The sequence below is a fragment of the Streptomyces sp. NPDC001493 genome, from assembly GCF_053597235.1.
Genome location: NZ_JBSFHV010000003.1, coordinates 397,053 through 418,053, shown reverse-complemented (window position 1 = coordinate 418,053; position 21,001 = coordinate 397,053). Strand labels below are relative to the sequence as shown.

Annotated in this window: 21 protein-coding genes; 10 read left to right on the top strand and 11 right to left on the bottom strand. The window is 71.0% G+C overall.

Annotation, left to right across the window (positions count from 1 at the left end; all coding sequences use genetic code 11):
* Nucleotides 1–45 precede the first annotated feature (45 nt).
* A complete protein-coding gene (locus ACWCWD_RS07355) occupies nucleotides 46–444 on the top strand; it encodes an ectoine synthase (RefSeq protein ID WP_450771019.1) in 399 nt (132 codons plus the stop codon).
* 2 nt (nucleotides 445–446) lie between these two features.
* A complete protein-coding gene (gene thpD / locus ACWCWD_RS07350; RefSeq protein ID WP_450770874.1) occupies nucleotides 447–1,340 on the top strand; it encodes an ectoine hydroxylase in 894 nt (297 codons plus the stop codon).
* An 88-nt stretch (nucleotides 1,341–1,428) separates the two neighbouring features.
* On the opposite strand, the gene ACWCWD_RS07345 is transcribed toward thpD, so the two are convergent.
* Nucleotides 1,429–2,280, bottom strand: coding sequence for a sulfurtransferase (locus ACWCWD_RS07345; protein WP_450770872.1), 852 nt, complete (start codon nucleotides 2,278–2,280; stop codon nucleotides 1,429–1,431).
* Between the two features lie 247 nt (nucleotides 2,281–2,527).
* Here ACWCWD_RS07345 and ACWCWD_RS07340 point away from each other — a divergent pair, with 247 nt between their 5' ends.
* Nucleotides 2,528–3,142 (top strand): RraA family protein, encoded by a 615-nt coding sequence (locus ACWCWD_RS07340; RefSeq protein WP_450770871.1) that lies wholly within the window; start codon nucleotides 2,528–2,530, stop codon nucleotides 3,140–3,142.
* A 43-nt stretch (nucleotides 3,143–3,185) separates the two neighbouring features.
* Here the strand turns inward: ACWCWD_RS07340 and ACWCWD_RS07335 are convergent, their stop codons facing one another.
* The 7 genes from ACWCWD_RS07335 to ACWCWD_RS07305 form a co-directional block, all read right to left on the bottom strand.
* Nucleotides 3,186–3,791 carry a dihydrofolate reductase family protein gene (locus ACWCWD_RS07335; RefSeq protein WP_450770869.1) on the bottom strand — a complete coding sequence of 202 codons (606 nt, stop codon included), beginning with the start codon at nucleotides 3,789–3,791 and terminating at the stop codon, nucleotides 3,186–3,188.
* Between the two features lie 106 nt (nucleotides 3,792–3,897).
* Nucleotides 3,898–4,359 carry an NUDIX domain-containing protein gene (locus ACWCWD_RS07330; protein ID WP_450770867.1) on the bottom strand — a complete coding sequence of 154 codons (462 nt, stop codon included), beginning with the start codon at nucleotides 4,357–4,359 and terminating at the stop codon, nucleotides 3,898–3,900.
* 7 nt (nucleotides 4,360–4,366) lie between these two features.
* Entirely contained in the window at nucleotides 4,367–5,008 is a 642-nt protein-coding gene (locus ACWCWD_RS07325) for a dTMP kinase (protein ID WP_450770866.1), read from the bottom strand.
* Nucleotides 5,005–6,498, bottom strand: coding sequence for a B12-binding domain-containing radical SAM protein (locus ACWCWD_RS07320; RefSeq protein ID WP_450770864.1), 1,494 nt, complete (start codon nucleotides 6,496–6,498; stop codon nucleotides 5,005–5,007). Before ACWCWD_RS07320 ends, ACWCWD_RS07325 begins: the two co-directional genes overlap by 4 nt.
* On the bottom strand, nucleotides 6,461–7,285 hold the full coding sequence (locus ACWCWD_RS07315; protein ID WP_450770862.1) for a hypothetical protein: 825 nt from the start codon (nucleotides 7,283–7,285) through the stop codon (nucleotides 6,461–6,463). The genes ACWCWD_RS07320 and ACWCWD_RS07315 overlap by 38 nt, the downstream gene beginning before the upstream one ends.
* A 441-nt stretch (nucleotides 7,286–7,726) precedes the next feature.
* On the bottom strand, nucleotides 7,727–9,223 hold the full coding sequence (locus ACWCWD_RS07310) for a glycoside hydrolase family 53 protein (RefSeq protein ID WP_450771018.1): 1,497 nt from the start codon (nucleotides 9,221–9,223) through the stop codon (nucleotides 7,727–7,729).
* 216 nt (nucleotides 9,224–9,439) lie between these two features.
* Nucleotides 9,440–11,473 (bottom strand): beta-galactosidase, encoded by a 2,034-nt coding sequence (locus ACWCWD_RS07305; RefSeq protein WP_450770860.1) that lies wholly within the window; start codon nucleotides 11,471–11,473, stop codon nucleotides 9,440–9,442.
* A 306-nt stretch (nucleotides 11,474–11,779) separates the two neighbouring features.
* On the opposite strand from ACWCWD_RS07305, the gene ACWCWD_RS07300 reads away from it, so the two are divergent.
* From ACWCWD_RS07300 to ACWCWD_RS07285, 4 genes are all read left to right on the top strand, one after another.
* On the top strand, nucleotides 11,780–13,099 hold the full coding sequence (locus ACWCWD_RS07300) for an extracellular solute-binding protein (protein ID WP_450770858.1): 1,320 nt from the start codon (nucleotides 11,780–11,782) through the stop codon (nucleotides 13,097–13,099).
* Nucleotides 13,096–14,022, top strand: a complete 927-nt coding sequence (locus ACWCWD_RS07295; protein WP_450770856.1) for a carbohydrate ABC transporter permease — start codon at nucleotides 13,096–13,098, stop codon at nucleotides 14,020–14,022. The genes ACWCWD_RS07300 and ACWCWD_RS07295 overlap by 4 nt, the downstream gene beginning before the upstream one ends.
* Entirely contained in the window at nucleotides 14,019–14,912 is an 894-nt protein-coding gene (locus tag ACWCWD_RS07290; RefSeq protein WP_450770855.1) for a carbohydrate ABC transporter permease, read from the top strand. The genes ACWCWD_RS07295 and ACWCWD_RS07290 overlap by 4 nt, the downstream gene beginning before the upstream one ends.
* Nucleotides 14,913–14,980: 68 nt before the next feature.
* Nucleotides 14,981–16,033 (top strand): LacI family DNA-binding transcriptional regulator, encoded by a 1,053-nt coding sequence (locus ACWCWD_RS07285; RefSeq protein WP_450770853.1) that lies wholly within the window; start codon nucleotides 14,981–14,983, stop codon nucleotides 16,031–16,033.
* An 83-nt stretch (nucleotides 16,034–16,116) separates the two neighbouring features.
* On the opposite strand, the gene ACWCWD_RS07280 is transcribed toward ACWCWD_RS07285, so the two are convergent.
* Nucleotides 16,117–17,211 carry an aminotransferase class V-fold PLP-dependent enzyme gene (locus ACWCWD_RS07280; RefSeq protein ID WP_450770852.1) on the bottom strand — a complete coding sequence of 365 codons (1,095 nt, stop codon included), beginning with the start codon at nucleotides 17,209–17,211 and terminating at the stop codon, nucleotides 16,117–16,119.
* A 218-nt stretch (nucleotides 17,212–17,429) separates the two neighbouring features.
* On the opposite strand from ACWCWD_RS07280, the gene ACWCWD_RS07275 reads away from it, so the two are divergent.
* Nucleotides 17,430–18,050 carry a hypothetical protein gene (locus ACWCWD_RS07275; protein ID WP_450770850.1) on the top strand — a complete coding sequence of 207 codons (621 nt, stop codon included), beginning with the start codon at nucleotides 17,430–17,432 and terminating at the stop codon, nucleotides 18,048–18,050.
* A gap of 110 nt (nucleotides 18,051–18,160) precedes the next feature.
* Here the strand turns inward: ACWCWD_RS07275 and ACWCWD_RS07270 are convergent, their stop codons facing one another.
* Entirely contained in the window at nucleotides 18,161–18,892 is a 732-nt protein-coding gene (locus ACWCWD_RS07270; protein ID WP_450770848.1) for a DsbA family oxidoreductase, read from the bottom strand.
* A 248-nt stretch (nucleotides 18,893–19,140) separates the two neighbouring features.
* Here ACWCWD_RS07270 and ACWCWD_RS07265 point away from each other — a divergent pair, with 248 nt between their 5' ends.
* On the top strand, nucleotides 19,141–19,824 hold the full coding sequence (locus ACWCWD_RS07265; RefSeq protein WP_450770847.1) for a 2-phosphosulfolactate phosphatase: 684 nt from the start codon (nucleotides 19,141–19,143) through the stop codon (nucleotides 19,822–19,824).
* Between the two features lie 26 nt (nucleotides 19,825–19,850).
* Here the strand turns inward: ACWCWD_RS07265 and ACWCWD_RS07260 are convergent, their stop codons facing one another.
* A complete protein-coding gene (locus ACWCWD_RS07260) occupies nucleotides 19,851–20,336 on the bottom strand; it encodes an N-acetyltransferase family protein (RefSeq protein WP_450770845.1) in 486 nt (161 codons plus the stop codon).
* A gap of 126 nt (nucleotides 20,337–20,462) precedes the next feature.
* Here ACWCWD_RS07260 and ACWCWD_RS07255 point away from each other — a divergent pair, with 126 nt between their 5' ends.
* Nucleotides 20,463–20,999: a kinase gene (locus ACWCWD_RS07255; protein WP_450770843.1), complete on the top strand. Its 537-nt coding sequence runs from the start codon at nucleotides 20,463–20,465 to the stop codon at nucleotides 20,997–20,999.
* The last annotated feature ends 2 nt before the right edge of the window (nucleotides 21,000–21,001 follow it).

The window sequence follows — 21,001 nt, the reverse complement described above, 5'->3', positions numbered from 1 at the left end:
GCCCGGGCACTGGAGAACCGCCGCAGAGAAAGGCACCACACCACCGTGATCGTCCGTTCGTTCAGCGACATCGAGAACACCGACCGGCACGTGAAGTCCGCCTCCGGCACCTGGGAGAGCAAGCGCATCGTGCTCGCCAAGGAGAAGGTCGGCTTCTCGCTCCACGAGACCATCCTGTACGCGGGCACGGAGACGTCGATGTGGTACGCGAACCACATCGAGGCCGTCCTGTGCACCCAGGGGGAGGCCGAACTCACCAACGACGACACCGGCGAGAAGCACTGGATCACCCCCGGCGCCATGTACCTGCTCAACGGCCACGAGCACCACACGCTCCGGCCGAAGACCGACTTCCACTGCGTCTGCGTCTTCAACCCGCCCGTCACCGGACGGGAGGACCACGACGAGAACGGCGTCTACCCGCTGCTGACCGAGGAGGCCTGACCATGACCACGTACGCGCGCACCGATCTGTACCCCTCGCGCGGTGCCGCCGAGACGATCACTCCCCGCCGGGACCCGGTCGTCTGGTCCGCGCCGGGCGCCCCGGGGCCCGTACCCGTACAGAGCCTCCTCACGTTCGAGCGGGACGGCTTCCTCGCCGTCGACCAGCTGCTCACTCCGGACGAAGTCGCGGGCTACCGGGCCGAGATGGAGCGGCTGATCGCCGATCCGGCGATCCGGGCCGACGAACGGTCGGTCGTCGAGCCGCAGTCCGGGAAGGTGCGTTCCGTCTTCGAGGTGCACCGGATCAGCGAGGCGTTCGCCCGGCTGGTCTCCGACGAGAGGCTGGTGGGCGCGGCCCGGCAGATCCTCGGCTCGGACGTGTACGTACACCAGTCCCGGATCAACGTGAAGCCGGGCTTCGGCGCCTCGGGCTTCTACTGGCACTCGGACTTCGAGACCTGGCACGCGGAGGACGGTCTGCCGAACATGCGGACCGTCTCCGTCTCGATCGCGCTGACCGAGAACCACGACACCAACGGCGGGCTGATGATCATGCCCGGTTCGCACCGGTCGTTCCTCGGCTGCGCGGGCGAGACGCCGGCCGACAACTACAAGAAGTCCCTTCAGATGCAGGACGCGGGCATCCCGTCCGACGAGGCGCTGTCGGAGATGGCCGAGGCGCACGGCATCAAGCTCTTCACGGGCAGGGCGGGTTCGGCGACCTGGTTCGACTGCAACGCCATGCACGGATCGGGCGACAACATCACCCCGTTCCCGCGCAGCAACGTCTTCATCGTCTTCAACAGCGTGGAGAACCCGGCGCAGGAGCCCTTCCAGGCTCCGGTGCGCCGCCCCGGGTTCATCGGGGCCCGGGACTTCACCCCGGTGCGGTAGCGGGAGTCGCGCGACGGGGCGGGGCGGGCCGGTTTCGGACCGTCCCGCCCCGTCGTACGCGCCGGATACGGAGTCGGATCCGCCCGTCTCAGCGAGCGGGACCGGTCTCCACCGGGCGGGCCTCGTCGCGGCTGTAGGCGGACCAGCCGCCGACGTAGAGCCGGCCCCGGCCGAGCCCGGTGTGCTCCAGGGTCAGGAGGTTGTGGCAGGCCGTCACGCCCGACCCGCAGTAGGAGACGACCTTCGGCGCGGTGTCCGCGTCCACGCCCCCGGCGGCGAAGTTGTCCCGGATCGCCTGGACGGGCAGCAGTCGGCCGAGGCCGTCCAGGTTCTCCCGGCAGGGGACGTTCGCAGCACCGGGCACATGGCCCGGGCGGGGGTCGACCGGGTCCTGCGCCCCGACGAAGCGGTCCCGGTTGCGGGCGTCGACGGTCAGGACCTCCGGCCCCACCAGACCGTCGGCCTCCACCAGGGCCTCGGCGGGCCAGGGGCGTACGGAGAACTCGCCCTCCTCCGGCTTCGGTTCGTCGGTCGTCAGGGAACCGGGGTGTGCGTCGAGGTAGGCGGCGAGCCCGCCGTCGAGGATCGCCGACCGGCGCCCGGTGACCCGGAGCATCCAGACCAGACGGGCCGCGATGACCCCGCCCTGGTCGTCGTAGGCCACCACGATGTCGTCGTCACCGATGCCCAGCTCCCGCATGCCTTCGGCGAACAGCTCCGGCGCGGGAAGGGGGTTCCTGCCGCCCACCGGCGTGGGGGGCCCGGTCAGCCAGCGGTCGAGGTCCGCGAAGACCGCGCCCGGCAGGTGTCCCCCCTCGTACGCGGCGCGCCCCGAGCGCCCGTCCAGATACCACCTCACGTCCGCCAGAACCACGCGCCCCGGCAGGCCGTCCAGCTCCTCGACCCGCGCGAACGGCGGGACTTCCACGAGTTCAGTCATGGCTCCGGACGTTAGCGATCAGTCCACCATGCGAGCAATGACGTCCCGCATGGCGAGATTGCGGAGTGGAGAGGACGTCTGCGGACAGGGGGTCCTCGGCGATCTCCGGCAGTGTGAGCAACCCGACCTCCCGCGCGGCTCGGACTCCGACCATGATGTCAACCGGGAACACCGCCTTCACGGCCTGGTGAAGACCACGGCCGGCCCGCTGCCGGCCGGCTCGTCACACGAAGGAACAGAGACGCCAATGAACGCCGCTTTCAAGGACATTCCCCCCACCACCCTGGCCGAACTGCTGGGCCGCGAGCAGATCATGGACATCGGCATCCGCCCGCTGTGGAACTCGCCGCGGGTCGCCGGACCCGCCTACACCGTGCGGTGCGAGCCCGGCGACAACCTGATGCTGCACGCCGCGATCTACCGCGCCGAGCCGGGCTCGGTCATCGTCGTGGAGTCGGGCGACGTGGACTACGCGCTGGCCGGCGGCAACGTGTGCGCCATCGCCCAGCGCCGGGGCGTCGCGGCCTTCGTCGTGGACGGCGTCATACGCGACCTCGGCGAGGTGCGCGAGGCCGGCTTCCCGGTCTTCTCGCGCGGAGTCATCCCGATTCCCGGCACGAAGAAGAAGGTCGGCGCACTCGGTGAGCCGGCCCGCGTCGGCGGCGTGCTGGTGCACCCCGGCGACATCGTCGTCGCGGACGAGGAGGGCATCGTCGTCACCCCCGCCGCCCGCCAGGAGGAGATCCTCGCGGCCGCGCGGGCGAAGCTCGCCAAGGAGGCCGAGCAGTCCCTCGACGCCTGGGAGGCGGACCACCGCGCCCGCGTCGAGAAGGCGCTGAGCGACCAGGGCTTCACCGGCTGACCGGCCCCGGGACGAGGCGTACGTGGGTCGGCGCTTCCGGGCGTCAGCCCCCGTACGTCCCGTACTCCGGAAGGCCCGTCGGCTCGTAGAGGTGCACCGCGACACCGCGCGGGGTCGTCTCGTGGTGGAGCAGGCGCAGGCCGACCGGGGTGCCGGCCTCCGGGAACAGGCGCCGTCCGCCGCCCACCACCACGGGGGCGATCGCGAGGCGCACCTCGTCGACCAGACCGGCTGTCAGCAGACAGTGGCCGAGCCGGGCGCTGCCGTGGATCTGGAGCTCGCGGCCGGGCTGCCGCTTCAACGCGGCGACCTGGGCGGGGACGTCGCCGGACAGGATCGTGGTCGGCGCCCACCCGGCCTCGGTGAGGGTCCGGGAGGCGACGTACTTCGGCGAGCCGTTCAGGATGCGGGCGTTCGGATGGTCGGTCATCGCCGGCCAGTCCCGCGCGAAGTTCTCGTACGTGCGGCGGCCGAACAGGAACGCGTCCGCCCTGCCGAGCCAGTCGCCGGCCACCCGCTCGAACGCCTCGTCCAGATGCGGCACGAACCAGCCGCCCCCGGTGAATCCGTCGCTGGTGTCCTCGTCGGGGGAACCGGGCCCCTGGGAGACCCCGTCCAGCGACACGAACTCCTGCAGTACCAGCCTCATCGCGCACCACTCCTCCGTCCCGGGCTCTCTCCCGGGCTCTCTCCCGGACAGGGAAGCATCCGCCACCCCGCTCCAGGCTTCTCGACGTGCGGTGCGCCCTCCACTTCTACGGCCAGTTGTGGAAGGTGACCCCGCCGGGGCTGGTGAGGCTGGCGCGCAGCCCTGCGGCGGGGTACTCGATCAGGTCCTCGGGCAGGTCGTGCTCGGCGAACCACCGCAGGTCGAGGCACTTGTCGGGCTCGCGGTTCACCGGATGCCCGGTGAACGCGCGGGCCTCGTAGAAGTAGCCGATGCGGTCCGGTGTGCCGTCGCCCTGGTGGTGGACGACGGTGTGCAGGAGGGTGAGCGCCCCCGGGTCGACGTGCAGCCCCGTCTCCTCCTCCAGTTCCCGCGCGGCTCCCGCGGTGAGGGCCTCCCCGTCGTCGAGCTTCCCGGACGGCGCGTGCCACCGGCCGTGTCCGTAGGGGCCGCCGCGCTGGGACAGCAGGAGCTTCTCGCCGTCCCGGACGATCACGTGGACGTCGATGATCGGGCGGACGGGGGTGGGGAGTCGGGTTTGGGTGCTCATGGGTTCTCTATCGAGTCGGGGCCGTGGTCGTGGTGACGGTAGCGGTTGGCGCGGGCGCTGCGCCGACGATTGCGCGGGCTACACCCTCAGGCGTGAGGCGGGTGGCGTCGATCGTGAGAATGCGGTACTTGAGCCGCTGGAGAACAGGGATCGCCTCGCGGTAGAGGTCCAGTTCGCGCTGGGAACTGGCAGGATCGGTCTCGAATCGGTGGCGGGTGCCCCGCCCGGCGAGTCTGTCCATGATCTCTCCGGCGTCCGCGAGGAGGATCACGGACAGGTCCGGCACATCCACGCCCACGTTCAAGGCCAGTATGTCGTCCACGGACACGCCGTCCGCGCGTTGGAGGACCAGGGTGGAGGGAAGGTAGCGATCCACGAGGACCGTACGAGCGGCACGGCGGGCGGGACGAATCTCGGTGTCGAGCTGGTGCAGCCGGTCCGCGGCGACAGCCAGGGCGAGGGCCCGGCCGCGCATGGACTGCGCGGCCTCGCGAACGGCCTTTCCATAGGCGGACGCGGAGGGTTGAGTGGTGGTGTGGACGGTATGACCCGCGGCTTCGAGCGCAAGACGCGTCGCGCGGAGTGCGGTGGACTTCCCGATCCCGCCGGGTCCGTCGATGGTGATGAGTGGCCCCCGGGGCGTGGTCATGCCACTGCCTTCGGGCCGGCACCGCGGTGAAACTGCTCGCGCGAGAGATCGGCCAAGTACTGGTTGAGTTCGGCGAGAGGGACTTCACCGAACTGGAGACCCGTCGTGAAGTTGAACTCGTCCCTGCCGCGCATGGCTTCGTCGGCACCGTGGTCGGTGAGATCCACATCGCTGTAGTTCCGCATCCGGTCCGGGTCGTAGCCCTGACGCACCAGGTCCGCCCAGACCGGGGAGCCGGGATACGGGCGGAAGGTAAACACGCTGGCTCGGAATGTACCGGGAAGCCGGTCGGACAGCTCCCACAGCTGATGGATGTGGGCAACGGTTTCGCGGGCATCGGCATGGGACTCCCCGGGATATCCCAGAATGAAGTAGCCCTTGACGTTGATGCCTCGTTCCAACAGGCGGCGGGTGACCGTGTGAGTCATTTCCGGTGTGATCCGCTTGTCCATCTTCTGCAGGATGCGGGCCGATCCCGACTCGATGCCCAGGGCAACTTCGCGGAGACCATTGGCCGCGAGGCTGGCCAGTGAGTGATCGTCTTCCCGGTCCAGGACGTTGATCCGGCCCGTCGCATCCCAGGTGTACCTGTCTCCGACCCGTGCGCGGGTGAAGGCTTCCATGGCCGGACGGATCACACGCCGTGCCCCCAGGAAGAGGTCGTCGACCGCACGGAAGGCCGTCGTTCCGTACTGGGCGTTGAGGAGGTCCATTTCCCCGATGATGTTGCGAGGATCGCGGGTTCGGATGGCCACATCCGGATTCATGGAAGCTGCGGCGCCGCAGAACCCGCATTCGTACGGGCAGCCCCGGGAACACACGAGGTTCGCTTCCATACGTCCGTCGTCGGCCCGGTAGGGGTCCTGTTGCAGAAAGGCGCGGTCCACGAACGGGAGCGTGTCTATGTCGGGAGAAAGCCACTGCTGCCGGTCGCGGTGGCTGATACCGGCGTTGGTAGTGCCCAGGCGGTGATCGCGCCAGAAGACTTGCGGCAGTTCCGCCCGGCGGTGCATGTCCCCGAGGAGAGCCGTGACACGGGTCTCCCCCTCGCCGGTGACCAAGGCCGCCAGATGCCGGAACCGGTCGTCTCCGAGGACCAGGTCCGGTGCCGCCTTCGCATGGTGACCGCCCGCCATCACCAGGATCTGCGGATCAAGCAGGGAACAAATCCTGGCCGACAGGGTGTAGGTCGGGGCCAGCAGATTGAAACCGGCCCACCTCGGTCCGATCGCGTTGACGATCTCGGCGGTCCGCTGGATGCCCAGCCCGTGGGCCTCGGCGTCCAGCACCCCGACGTTGAAGCCGTGAGCCTTGGCGTAAGTAGCGATGTATCCGAGACCGAGCACGGGCAGCGTGTAGTCGTTGACGCGGGGTCGCACGGTGTAGTCGCGCAGCGGCGCGTTGACGAAAACGGCGTCGACCGGGCGACTCGGATCGATCCCGGCGACGAACTCAGAGTCGGGTAAGTGCTTGCTCCTCGATGCGGGCATGGGCCCCCCAGGTGAGTGTGGCAAGGGTGAGGGTGTGCAGATCACGAACTGTCGGCGCGAGGCTGCGCCAGTACGGCAGGAAGTCCTTCTCGGTATCCGGCCAGCTGTGGTCCGGTGCGATTCGGGCTGCCCAAGTACGCACCGCGAGATCCGCGTGCGGGTAGAGAGTGAAGTCACCCGTGAAGTCGGCTGTCGCCGCGGCTGCGGTCCAGGGGCCGATCCTGGGGACCTCGATCAGGGCGGGAACGAGCTCGTCGGGGCTCAATGCCCGCCAGTGGAGGCCGTGTTCAAGGTACGCGGACGCAGCGGCCCGCAAGGCCTTGCGGTGGAACCGTGCGCCCACCGCTGTGAACTGGTCGTCACTGAGCTCCAGGACCCGTTCCGGAGCGGGAGCCACGGCCAGCACCCCGGAACCCGTCTGCACCGTGTGGCCGTAGGAGCGGCACCACGTGCGGTAGAGACGACGCGCCTGCTCCGCACGGACGACCTGGCGCAGGATCGCCGTGGTCATAGCGTCCCACAACCAGGGGTTGGCCAGCCGCCGTGTCACACCGAGCCCGAGGAGCCCTTCTCGAAGTCCGGACGGAACGGTCGTGGGCAACTGCGAGGGATCAGTGGTCAACACGGCGGGCTTGACGTCCTCCGCACCTTCCACGCACCGCAGTTCCAGTTCCTGAACCCCCCACGAAACACACCACAGTCCGCTCGAACTGCGCACAGCTCTCACGAGCCGGCCGTTTCCGTCGGTGTCCCACGCGGGGTGGTCAGTGGTCAGGACTGCGTTCATGGAGATCTCCCTGCCGGACGAACGATGGCCCTCAGCTTGCCGTGTTCCGGGGCGACTTTCCGGAAAGCGCGCAATCAGCCGCTCCACACGACAGGCCACTGGCGCACTCGGCGGTCAGGGACAGCTCTGTGATCGGTTCGAACATGATGGTCGGCTTCCTCGGGCGTGGGAGAGGGAAATCTAGCCGTTCCTCGGCGCGAGCGCGCACCACAACTCAGCCACATCCGTCAGCGTCGTCCTATTTCAACTCTGAAGCCTTTTGTGTGAGTTGAAAGCACCTACGCATGAACAGACGGCCGCACCTCAACGAAGGAGCCCCGCCGCCCTCGGAACCCGAAGCGCGGCGGGGCATCGTCACGTGCCGGACGCCCTGCGTCCTAGGCCGTGAGTCGAAAGTGGCGCCGTCCGCCCGCAGGTCAGGCGGGACTTCCGACACACCACCTACCGGTGCGAGAACCAGCTCGCCGCCGGGAGCAGCTTTTCGTTGTAGTCGAAGAGCGCCTGGTTCTCCCAGGCGTTGCCGGAGGCGGCGTCGGCCGGGTCCCAGCCGCTGCCGGTGACGGCGGTCCAGGCGGGTTCCCAGTAGACGGCGCCGAGGCCCCGGCCGCCCGGGACGGCTTCGACGACGTTGAGGACGTCGCGGAGGTTGGCGGCCTGGCCCGCCGGGGTGGCGGGGTAGCCGGTGACGAGCTGGTCGGCGGTGGCGATGTTGTTCTCCAGGCCGTCCTTGTCCGCGAGGGTGTGGGCGTAGGCGGTCTCGGCGACGAGGACCGGCTTGCCGTAGCGGGAGGCGGCGTCGTCCAGGTTGGTCTGGAGGTCGGAGAGGGCGCCGTGCCAGTACCCGTAGTACGAGAGGGCGATGACGTCGAACGGCACGCCGTAGGCGACGGCGTTGTCGAACCACCAGCGGGTGCCGGCGTTGTCGCCGCCCTTGGCGAGGTGCAGGGCGACCTTCGTGCCGGAGGAGACGGCCTTGGCGGCGTTGGCGCCGGAGGTGAGGAGTCCGGCGAGCTGGGACCAGTTGTCGGTGGAGCCCTCGGGCCAGAGCATTCCGGCGTTGATCTCGTTGCCGATCTGGACCATGTCGGCGGTGGTGCCCTGGGCCTTGAGGGCGTTGAGCACGTCGTAGGTGTGGTTGTAGACGTCGGTCTTGAGCTGGGCGTAGTTGTGACCGGCCCAGGCGGCGGGCTTGGTCTGCTTGCCGGGGTCGGCCCAGGCGTCGGAGTAGTGGAAGTCGACGAGGACCTTCATGCCGAGCGCCTTGGCGCGCTTGGCCATGGCGAGGACGTGGGCCTTGTCGTTGAAGCCGTCCGCCGGGTTCACCCACACCTTGAGGCGTACGTAGTTCATTCCGGCGGAGTGCAGCAGGGTCATGGCGTCGCCGGTGGTGCCGCTCGCGTTGCGGTAGACGGCGCCGTGGGCCTCGTTCTTGGGGAGGGTGGAGAGGTCGCCGCCCTTGACGCTGAGGCCGGTGGTGCCCGAGGTGAAGGAGATGTCGTCGAAGTTGGCCCATTCCCCGGCGTGCGCGTCGGAGTTGAGGCTGATGGTGCAGGCGCCGCCGGTGACCTTGACGGAGGTCACCAGCCGTATCCAGGCGCCGTTGGCGGTGGGCGGCAGGTCGGTGCGCTGTTCGGCGGAGCCGCAGTTGCGCAGGGCGATGTAGGCGGAGTTCTGGCCGCCGCTGGAGCGGACCCAGGCGCTGAGGGTGTACGTGCCGTCCGTCAGCCCGGAGAGGTACTGGTACGTCTCCACCTTGTAGGCGGAGGCCGACCAGTGGCTGAGCCGGGTGGTGCCCGCGTGGCCTCCGGCCTCGGTGAAGGAGGCGGCGGTCTGGCCTCCGGCGGAGTAGGCCGTCCAGCCGGTGGCGCCCGATTCGAAGCCGGGGTTGGTGACGGTGGCCGCCGCGTGGGCGGCCTGGGCGGGGAGCCCGGCGAGCATCAGCCCGCCGAGGGCGGTGAGCGCGGCGGCGGCCCGGCGTCCGCCGCGCGGGGTGCGGCGGGCCGCCGCTCCCGGTTCGTCTTTCGTCCTGCCGAACAGCGTCTTTCCGTACATCGTCGTCGATGTCCCTTCGACCGTTGTGCGGGATACGGGGGTGACACAGGTGGTGCGGATGGCGCGTGGTGCTGGTGTTACGTGAGGGGCTGGTGGTACGCCTCAGGCGTCGAGCCGTACGACCCGGACCGCGCCCGCCGGGACGGCGAGGTGTCCGGAGGCGGGCTCGCCGGTGAGGAGTTCGGTGCCGGGGGCGTCGAGCGGCACCTTGGTGTCGCCCCCGGTGTGGTTGATGACGAAGAGGTAGCTGCCGGTCTCCCCGGTCCGGCGGACCACCTCGACGTCGTGCGGGAGCGAGGTGCGCGGGGCGATCCGGGCGTCCTCGCAGGCGCGGTCCAGTACGGCGTCGAGGCCGGCGCCGGAGAGCCGGGTGGAGACGTACCAGGCGGTGCCGGAGCCGAGGCGGTTGCGGGTGACGGCGGGGCGGCCCGCGGCGACCCCGTCCGCGTACGACCAGGCGGTCTCGGCGCCGCGCGGAACGACCACGTCCGACCAGAGGTCGCCGGTGAGGGCGGGGCCCTCGGGGGCGCCCTCGGGGGTGATGAGGCGGACGGTGTCGCCCTCGCCGAGCGGGGAGAACTCCTCGACGGTCAGTCCGAGGACGTCCCGCAGGACGCCGGGGTAGGCGCCGGGGTGGACGTTGTCGTCGGGGTCCACGATGCCGGAGAAGTACGAGACGACGAGGGTGCCGCCCCCTTCGACGTACCGGCGCAGGTTCTCCCCCGCCTGCTCGGTGGCGAGGTAGAGGGCGGGTACGACGACCAGCGGGTAGGCCGAGAGGTCGGCCTCGGGGTGGGCGAAGTCCACGGTGAGGTGACGGTCGTAGAGCGAGAGGTAATAGGCGTCGGCGCGCTCGCGGGCGTCGTGGTCCTGGCTCGGGCGCCACTCCAGGGACTGGGCCCACCAGGACTGCCAGTCCCAGACCATCGCGGCGTCGGCGACCGTACGGGTGCCCCGGATGCCGTCGAGGAGGCCGAGGTCGGCGCCGAGGCGGGTGACCTCGCGCCAGATCCGGGTGTCGGTGCCGCCGTGCGGGAGCATCGCGGAGTGGAACTTCTCGGCGCCGCCGCGGGACTGGCGCCACTGGAAGAACATGGCGCCGTCCGAGCCCCGGGCCACGTGCGCGAGGCTGTTGCGGGCCATCTCGCCGGGGCGCTTGGCGGGGTTGCGGGGCTGCCAGTTGACGCCGCTGGTCGAGTGTTCGAGGAGCAGCCAGGGGGCGCCGCCCGCGACGGAGCGGGTGAGGTCGGCGGCCATCGCGAGGTTGACGTGGGTGCGGCGGCCGTCGGTGATCAGGTAGTGGTCGTTGGTGACGAGGTCGACCTCGCGGCCCCAGGCCCAGTAGTCGATGGAGTCGCACTGGCTGAGCGCGGTCATGAAGTTGGTGGTGACCGGGATGCCGGGGGCGAGCCGGTGCAGGATGTCGCGTTCGGCCGTGAAGTTCTCCCGCAGGGTGGCGTCGGCGAAGCGGCGGTAGTCGAGCTGCTGGGAGGGGTTGCCGACGGTGGGGGTGGTGCGCGGCGGGTCGATCTCGTCGAGGGTGCGGTAGCGCTGGCCCCAGAAGGCGGTGCCCCATGCCTTGTTGACGGCGTCGACCGATCCGTGGCGGGCGGTGAGCCAGCGGCGGAAGTGGGCGGCGCAGTTGTCGCAGTAGCAGGCGGAGACCGGGACGCCGTACTCGTTGTGGACGTGCCAGAGCGCGAGGGCGGGGTGGCCGGCGTAGTGGCGGGCGATCTCCTCGGTGATGCGGGCGGCGGCGGCGCGGTAGTCGGGGTTGCTGTGGCAGATGGCGCCGCGTGAGCCGAAGGCGTACCGGACCCCGTCGCGGTTCACCGGGAGCGCCTCGGGGTGGGCGCGGTAGAACCAGGCGGGCGGGGCGACGGTCGGGGTGCCGAGGTCGACACGGATGCCGCCTTCGTGGAGCAGGTCGAGTACGCGGTCGAGCCAGCCGAAGTCGTAGGTGCCGGGCTCGGGTTCGAGCAGGGCCCAGGAGAAGATCCCGACGCTGACCATGGTCACGCCGGCCTCGCGCATGAGCCGCACGTCCTCGGGCCAGATCTCCTCCGGCCACTGTTCCGGGTTGTAGTCGCCGCCGAAGGCGAGCCGGTCCAGACCTCGGGGAGCGGTGTGGGACATGGGGGTCTCCTGGCGTTCTCGGCGGTGACGGCGGTCGCCCGCCGCCGGGTTGGGCGGCGGCCCGTCACCGGGCGGTACGGATGCACTCCGACCGGTCGGTCCTCCGGTGGCGCCGCCACCCTTCGACGGCGCTCCTCGGTCCCTTGTGTGCACGAGTATGGGAACGTGCACACGGCTGGTCGGTGGTGCGGAGCCAAGATAACCGCAGAGTTACAACCATTGACAAGTGTCGGTTCCGTTTCTCTACTGTGAACGCTCACAGCGCAGTTCCCGCGCTGCACCCTCGGTTCTCGTCAGGGGAAAACCATGAAGCACCGCAACGTCGCGTTGTCCACGGCCGTCGTCCTCGCCGCCTCCGCCCTCCTCACCGGCTGCGGCTCGTCGGACGACGGGAAGGGTGACGCGCCGGCCGCCGCCGGTCCCGCCCAGCTCACCTACTGGTCCTGGGCGCCCGGCCTCGACAAGGTCGCGGACATCTGGAACAAGGGCGAGGGCAAGAAGGAGGGCATCACGGTCACGGTGAAGAAGCAGGCGTCGGGCGACGACCTGGTCACCAAGATCATCACCGCGGCCAAGGCGCACAAGGCCCCCGACCTGGTGCAGGCGGAGTACCAGGCGCTGCCCACGCTGGTCTCCAACGACGTGCTCGCGGACATCTCGAAGGAGGCGGGGGACGCGAAGAGCGCCTTCGCGGACGGGATATGGCAGCAGGCGACGCTGGGGACGGACGCCCTGTACGCGCTGCCGCAGGACTCCGGCCCGCTGATGTTCTACTACCGCGAGGACCTGTTCGAGAAGTACGGGCTGACCGTCCCGACCACCTGGGACGAGTTCGCCGAGACGGCCCGCGCGCTGAAGAAGAAGTCGCCCGGCACCGACCTGACGACGTTCTCCTCGAACGACTCCGGGCTCTTCGCGGGCCTCGCCCAGCAGGCCGGAGCCCAGTGGTGGACCACCGCCGACGACACGTGGAAGGTCGCCATCGACGACCCGGCGACGCAGAAGGTCGCCGACTTCTGGGGCGGCCTGGTGAAGGAGGGGGCGATCGACAACCAGCCGATGTACACCCCCGCCTGGAACAAGGCGCTCGACACCGGTAAGCAGATCGCGTGGGTCAGCGCGGTCTGGGCCCCCGGCACCCTCACCACGGCGGCCCCCGACACGGCGGGCAAGTGGGCCATGGCCCCGCTCCCCCAGTGGACGGCGGGCCAGAACGTCACCGGCAGCTGGGGCGGATCCTCCACCGCCGTCACCAACGACTCGAAGAACAAGGGCGCGGCGGCGAAGTTCGCGAAGTGGCTGAACACCGACCCCGCCGCGCTGGCCGCGCTGGTGAAGGAGTCCGGCATCTACCCCGCCGCGACCGCGGCGCAGACCGGGGGCGCGCTCGCCCAGGCACCGGCGTACTTCTCCAACCAGCCCGACTTCTACACCAAGGCCGCCGCCATCGCGAAGGGCACCGCGCCCGCCGCCTGGGGCCCGAACGTCAACGTCGCGTACACCGCCTTCAAGGACGGGTTCGCCAAGGCCGCCAAGGACAAGTCGGACTTCGGCGCTGCGCTGACCGCGATGCAGGACGCCACGGTCGCCGACCTGAAGAAGCAGGGCTTCGGAGTCTCCGAGTGACACGCGCACGCCGCAGTGGGTCGTACGGGGTCAAGAGCGCCCCGTACGCCTTCCTGGTCCCCGCCACCCTGCTCTTCCTGCTCTTCTTCGCCCTGCCCATCGGCTACGCGCTCTACCTCAGCTTCCGCCGCACCGAGGTCAAGGGCCTCGGTCTCGGCAAGGGCGCCCGCGACGAGGTCTGGGCCGGCCTCGCCAACTACACGGACGCCCTCTCCGACTCCGAGCTGCTGCACGGCGCGCTGCGCATCCTGGGGTACGGCCTGATCGTGGTGCCCGTGATGCTGGGCCTCGCGCTGCTGTTCGCGCTGCTGCTGGACACCGAGCGGGTCCGGCTGCGCGGCTTCACCCGGCTGGCGATCTTCCTGCCGTACGCCATCCCCGGGGTGGTGTCCGCGATGATGTGGGGGTTCCTCTACCTGCCCGACGTCAGCCCGTTCTTCTGGGTGCTGGACCACCTCGGACTGCCGCAGCCGGACCTGCTGGACGGCGGGCCGCTCTACGCCTCGCTCGCCAACATCGCGGTCTGGGGCGGCACCGGCTTCAACATGATCGTCATCTACACCTCGCTGCGGGCGATCCCCGCCGAGGTCTTCGAGGCGGCCCGGCTGGACGGCTGCTCGCAGTGGCAGACCGCGCTGCGGATCAAGATCCCGATGGTGGCACCCTCGCTGGTCCTGACGTTCTTCTTCTCCATCATCGCCACCCTCCAGGTGTTCAGCGAGCCCACCACGCTCAAGCCGCTCACCAACTCCCTCTCCACCACGTGGAGTCCACTGATGAAGGTCTACCAGGACGCCTTCGTCAACAACGACATCTACGCGGCGGCGGCCCAGGCGGTCATCATCGCCTTCGCCACCCTCGCCCTGTCCTTCGGCTTCCTCCGGGCCGCCAACTCCCGTACCAAGCAGGGTGATGCACGATGAGTACGCAGACCCTCCCGGCCGCCGCCCGGACGTCCGGTCCTTCCCGGGCCGCCCGTGCCCCGCGGCGCTTCGCCGCGATCCCCACCGCGGCGCTGCTGCTGGGCGCCGTCTACTGCCTGCTGCCGGTGCTCTGGGTGGTCGTGGCGTCGACCAAGTCCGGCAGCGAGCTCTTCTCCACGTTCACCTTCCTGCCCGGCTCCGGGTTCACGGACAACATCGCCGACCTCTCCGCGTACCGCGACGGCGTCTACTGGACGTGGATGGGCAACTCGGCCCTCTACGCCGGGGTGGGCGCCCTGCTCTCCACGGCGGTGTCGGCGGTCTCCGGGTACGCCCTGGCCGTGTACCGCTTCCGGGGCCGGGAGTCGATCTTCAACATCCTGCTCGCCGGGGTGCTGATGCCGCCGGTGATCCTGGCGGTCCCGCAGTACCTGCTGCTCGCCAAGGCAGACCTCACGGACTCGTACCTCTCGGTACTGCTGCCCACCGTCCTCTCCCCGTACGGCGTCTACCTCGCCCGGATCTACGCGACGGCCGCGGTGCCGCCCGACGTGATCGAGGCGGGCCGGATGGACGGCGGCGGCGAGTGGCGGATCTTCCGCACCATCGCGCTGCCGATGATGCTGCCGGGGCTGGTGACGGTGTTCCTGTTCCAGTTCGTCGCGATCTGGAACAACTTCCTGCTGCCCTACATCATGCTCAGCGACGACGAGAAGTTCCCGGTCACCCTCGGGCTCTTCACCCTGCTCCAGCAGGGCGCGAACACGCCGGCCCTCTATACGCTGGTGATCACCGGTGCGCTACTGGCGATCCTGCCGCTGATCGCGCTCTTCCTCGTGGTCCAGCGGTTCTGGAGTCTCGACCTGCTCTCCGGCGCCGTAAAGTCCTGACCACGCCCTCAGGGGCCACCGGACCCGCCCCTTCACCCGGGGGCCCCGAAAACGAAAGAACACGCACCATGAGCCGCACTGAACCTCCCCCGCTCTCCGGGCAGCCCGGAAGGGGACGCCGCCGGCCGCCGACGATCCACGACGTGGCCCGCGAGGCGGGGGTGTCGCGCGGGACCGTCTCCCGGGTGCTGAACGGCGGCCACAACGTCAGTCCGGCCGCCCTCGAAGCGGTCAACTCGGCCATCCGCAAGACCGGTTACACCGTCAACCGGCACGCCCGGTCGCTGATCACCGGCCGCTCCGACTCGGTGGCGTTCCTGCTGACGGAGCCTCAGGAGCGGTTCTTCGAGGACCCCAACTTCAATGTCCTGCTCCGGGGTTGCACGAGTGCGCTCGCCGCGCACGACGTTCCGCTGCTGCTGATGATCGCGGGGACGGAGGCCGAGCGGCGCCGGAACATGCGGTACATCGCGGGCCACGTGGACGGCGTACTGCTGGTCTCCAGCCACTCGGGCGACCCGGTGGTCGCCCAGCTCCACGAGGCCGGCGTACCGACGGTGACCTGCGGCAAGCCCCTCGGGCAGGGCTCGAAGGTCAGCTACGTGGCGGCCGACGACCGGGACGGTGCCCGGGACATGGTGCGGTACCTGTACGAGTCGGGGCGCCGCCGGATCGGTACGGTCAGCGGCCCCCCGGACACCCCGGGCGGCGTGGAGCGGCTCGCCGGGTACCGCGAGACGCTCGCCGAGTGCGGGGTGCCCGTGGACGAGGACCTGATCGTCCCGGGCGACTACAGCCGGGCCGGCGGCGAGGCCGCCGGGACGCTGCTGCTGGAGCGCGCCCCCGACCTGGACGCGGTCTTCGTCGCGTCCGACCTGATGGCGCAGGGCGTGCTGACCTCACTGGAACGGGCCGGGCGGCGGGTCCCCGAGGACATCGCGGTCGGCGGCTTCGACGACTCCCCGGCCGCGCTGGACTCCCGCCCGGCGCTGACCACCATCCGGCAGCCCTGGGACCGCATCAGCGCCGAGATGGTACGGGTGCTGCTGGCCCAGATCGGCGGCGAGGACCCGGCGGCGGTGATCCTCCCCACCGAACTGGTGCTCCGGGATTCGGCGTAGACCCCTGCCGCACCATCCCTGGCGCGCATCCCTGCCGCACCATCCCTGCCGCGCATCCACGCCGCGCACCCGCGTCGCCGATCTCAGCCGAGCACGTCGAGCACCCGGTCCACGTCGGCCTCGGTGTTGTAGAGGTGGAAGGCGGCCCGCAGATTGCCCGCACGGTCGGAGACGGTGATACCGACCCGGCTCAACTCCGCCTGGCGCTTGCCGAGTCCGGGGGCGGCGACGATCGCCGACTCCCCCGGTACGGTGGGATGCCCGAGGCGCGCCAGCCCCGCGCGGAAGCGGGCGGCGAGACCGGTGGCGTGCGCGTACAGGGCATCCGTGCCGATCTCCGCCAGCAGGGCGAGCGAGCGTTCCGCCCCGTAGTAGGAGAGGAAGGCCGGTGCCGAGTCGAACCGCCGCGCGGAGAGCGCGAGTCGGTCGATCGGGCCGTAGGTACTGGTCCCCGTGTCCTCGGCCGCTACCCATCCCACGTAGATCGGCTTCAGCGACTCCTGCGCCTCTTCGGTGACCGTGAGGAACGAGGCTCCGCGCGGGCAGAGCAGGAACTTGAACCCGCCGGTCACCGTGTAGTCGAACTCCCCGGCGTCCACCGCCAGCCAGCCCGCCGACTGCGTCGTGTCGAGCAGCACCCGGGCCCCGTGCGCGGTGGCGGCGGCCCGTACCGCGGCGAGATCCGCGACCCGGCCGTCGGAGGACTGCACGGCGGAGAGGGCGACCAGCGCCGTGGTGGGCCGCACCGCCCCGGCCAGTTCCGCGAGCGGGGCGTACGACACCCGCAGGTCCCTCCGGTGCGCGAGGGGAGCGACCACCGAGCTGAACTCGCCTTCCGGGCAGAGCACTTCGGCGTAGGCGGGCAGCGAGGCCGCGATCAGCCCGACGTGCACCGCGACCGAGCTTCCGACGGCGACCCGGTCGGCTCCGACTCCGGCCAGCCGGGCGAACCCGGCCCGCGCGGCGTCCACCACCTCGAAGTCCCCGGCCCCCACGGGCCCGCCCTCGGCGTTGGCCCGGGCCAGGTCGGTGACGGCGGCGACGGTACGACGGGGCAGCAGGCCCACGGTGGCGGTGTTGAGGTAGGTGGTGGCGGGAGCGAACTCGGCGGCTGCGGCATGTGCCGGCGGGGTGAGCCCGCCCGGTCGGGTGGTCTCACTCAGCGACGTGGTCTCCATGCGTCCACCCTGGGACGCCCGCCCCACCGCGTCAATGAGGCGGGGCGGCTCACCGGGGCGACCGGGCGCGACAACCCGCGTGTACCGACCGGCGGAGCGGTCCGGGCCCGGCGGAGGACGTCCGTCTCCACCCGCCCCACACCCGCGCGGAGCGGAGGCGGGGCGCCGATTCCTCGGAACAAATCCTTCCACGTGGCTCCGTGGCTAGTGTCCGTCGCATGACGCACATGAGGAAGATTCAGGCGCGGAGGACGACAGTGGCGCTCGTCGGCGCGGCCGTGGCGCTGGTGCTGGGGGTCGGCGGGGCGATCGCCGTGGCCGCCGAGGACGGCGGACGCTCCGGTCCGGCGCGGACAACCCCGGTGGTGACACCCGACCCGGACTCCGCAGGGGTCACAGGGGGCGTGGACGCCGGCGGAGACACGGAGGGCTCGGACACCGCCGGGGTCACGGAGGGCGCCGACACCGGCGGCGCGGACAGTGGTTCCGTCAGTGGCTCGGGGGGCACCGACGAGAGCTCCACCGATGGAGGCTCCACCGACGGGGGCAGTGTCTCGGGTACGGACACGGGTGGCTCGGACGGTTCGGACACCGGCGGCTCGGGCGGCTCGGACGGTTCGGACACCGGCGGCTCGGGCGGCTCGGACGGTTCGGACACCGGCGGCTCGGAACCGTCCGGGTCCCCGGACCCCACGGGGGGATCCACGGCTCCACCGAGCCTGGAGGATCTGACGGCTCGCATCGACGAGCTGGAGAAGAAGGTGGATGAACTGCCCACCGACCGAGAGCTGGCCGACGCGCTCCGCGCCTTCGCCGACGCGTTGGATCAGCAGAACTGAGCGACAGAACGCAAGTCATCAGCCACCTGGTACGGCCCGCGCGGTGCGGTGGGGAAGGGCATGTTCCCGCCTGGGCCCTGTCCCCACCGCAACAGCTCCGCGCGCGGCCGTCAGGCGGTCGCCGCGCCCGGCTGCGGGACCTCGCAGGCGCCGTCGGCGTCGCAGGCTGCCGCGTCGTCGCCGATCGGGGTGAGGGCGGTGACCTCGCGGTCCTTCCACGCCTGCTCCAGCGCCTGGGCGAACACCTCGGAGGGCTGGCCGCCGGAGATGCCGTACCGCCGGTCGAGGACGAAGAACGGGACGGCGTTGGCGCCGAGCTCGGACGCCTCGCGCTCGTCGGCGCGTACGTCGTCGGCGTACGCGGCCGGGTCGGCGAGCACCGCACGGGCCTCGGCCTCGTCGAGACCGGCCTCGACGGCCAGCTCGACCAGCACCGCGTCGTCGTAGACGGAACGCTCCTCGGCGAAGTTCGCCCGGTAGGCGAGGGTCAGCAGCTCGTCCTGGAGGCCGCGCGCCTTGGCGAGGTGGAGCAGCCGGTGGATGTCGAAGGTGCTGCCGTGGTCACGGCCCTCGCTGCGGTACCCGAGCCCTTCGGCCTGCGCGTTCGCGGCGACGTTGCCCTCCATCGCGAGGACCTCCTCGCGGGTGCGGCCGTACTTCTGCGCGAGCATGTCCACGACCAGCGCGATGTCGTCCTTGGCGCGCCCCGGGTCCAGCTCGAAGGAGCGGTGCACCACCTCGACCTGGTCACGGTGGGCGAACCCCGCCAGCCCCTTCTCGAAGCGGGCCTTCCCGATGTAGCACCACGGGCAGGCGATGTCGCTCCAGATCTCGACGCGCATTCTCTCTTCTCTCCAGCTCTTCCCGTGAGGCAGCTCTCCGATGGCGGGAGCTCTTCCCCGGACGGGCTCGGTGACGCGCGCGGAGAGCCCTCCGCGCCAGGGGGAACAACACCGTCGTCCCCACCCGGATTCCCGCCGGGCACCGCGTCACGGTCCGGGTTGCGGCCTTCCGGTTCCCCGTCACCACCTGGCGTGATGCACACCACTTTTCGGGTGACCGGAGCCGGGCTCCCACGATCATGACCGACATGGACGCCTCCTTTCTCGGAATCGATGACCTGACGGACACCCCGCCCGTGGCGGTCGTGGTCGACGTGATGCGCGCTTTCACGGTGGCCGCGTGGGCCTTCGCCCGGGGAGCCGAGAAGATCGTGCTCTCCGGGTCGCTGGAGGAGTCCCTGGCGCTCAAGGCCCGCCACCCGGAGTGGGTGACGCTGAAGGACGGCCCGCCCGCCCCCGGGTTCGACGCCGTCAACTCGCCGGGCCTGCTGCGCTCCGTCGACCTCGGCGGGCGGACCGTGGTGCAGAAGACCACGGCGGGTACGGTCGGCGCCCTGGCGGTGAAGGACGCTCCGCTGGTGCTGTGCGCGGGCTTCGTGGTGGCGGAGGCGACGGCCGAGGTCCTGCGGACCAGCGGGACCGGCAGCGTCACGTTCGTCGTCACCGGCGAGGGCGGAAGGGCCGACGAGGATCTCGCGTGCGCGCAGTACATAGCGGGGCGGGCCAATGGGGCCGGGAGGGACGCCGACGCGTTTCTCCGTCGCGGGGAGGAGTCCCTCGCCGCCACCGAGCTGAGGGAAGGGGTGCGCGAGGGAGTCCACCCCGACGACGTGGCGCTCTGCCTCGAACTCGACCGTTTCCCCTTCGCCATGGTGGCCGCCCGGGAGGACTCGCTCATGGTCCTGCGCCGGCACGCGGTGCCTGGGATCTGAGCCCGCGACGGTTCGGGGCGGTGGTTTCAGCCGTCGCCGAGAACGAGCCGCAGCACCAGGTGGCTGCCCTCGCGCGGGGTGTCCGGGTCGGTGGTCCAGCCGTGGTGGGCGTAGAAGGCCTGGGCGCGGGTGTTGGGGGCGAACACCTCCAGGCGCGCGGTGCGGACACCGGTCCGCCGCCAGGCGTCGGTGCACGCGGTGTGGAGGGCGGTGCCCACGCCCGTACGCCACTGCGAGGGGTCCACGTGCAGCTGGGTGAGGGTGGTGCCGCCGTCGCGTACGGCGTGGCAGGCGACGCCCACCAGGGCGCCGCCGCGTTCCGCGCAGAGGACCGTGGCGTGTTCGGCGTCCACGGCGCGCGCCCAGCCCGCGGCGGACCGGCCCACCTCCTCGGGGCCCGCGTACGCGTCGGGGGCGAGGTGCCCGCGGTAGTAGGTGGCGCGGGCCTCGGTGTGCAGGCGGACGATCGCGTCCAGGTCGGCGGGGGTGGCGGTGCGGATGAGGAGGGACATGCCGGAGGGGACGCGGGGGCGCGCGGGGGCGGTTCCGCGCGGGCGCGTACCGGCGTGGGCCACGGGCGCGCGGGGCCGCTCCGTACCACCCTGTGCCGGGAGAGCGCCGCACGTACAGTCCCGTGGATGAGAACCGGCACCGCCCAGACCCGTCTCGTCGTGCTGCGCGGGAACTCCGCCTCCGGGAAGTCGGCCGTAGCGGCCGGGGTGCGGGAGCGGTTCGGCCGGGGCGTGGCTCTGGTGGGCCAGGACAACCTGCGGCGGACCGTGCTGCGGGAGCGCGACCGGCCGGGGGCGGCGAACATCGGGCTGATCGACTCGGTCGCCCGGTACGCCCTCGACGCCGGGTTCCACGTCGTCCTCGAAGGCATCCTGTACGCGGATCACTACGGCGACATGCTGGCCCGGCTGCGCGCGGACCACCGCGGTCCGACGCACGGCTACTACCTGGACGTTCCGTTCGAGGAGACGCTGCTGCGGCACGCCACCAAGCCGATCGCCGAGGAGGTCGGGGCGGACGACCTGCGGTCCTGGTACCGCCCGCTCGATCTGCTGCCGGGGGGCCTGGAGACCGTCATCGGTGCGTCGAGCGCCCTCGCGGAGACGGTGGACCGGGTGCTGCGGGAGACGGGGCTGGACCGGCTCCCGCCGGTGGACCGCTGACC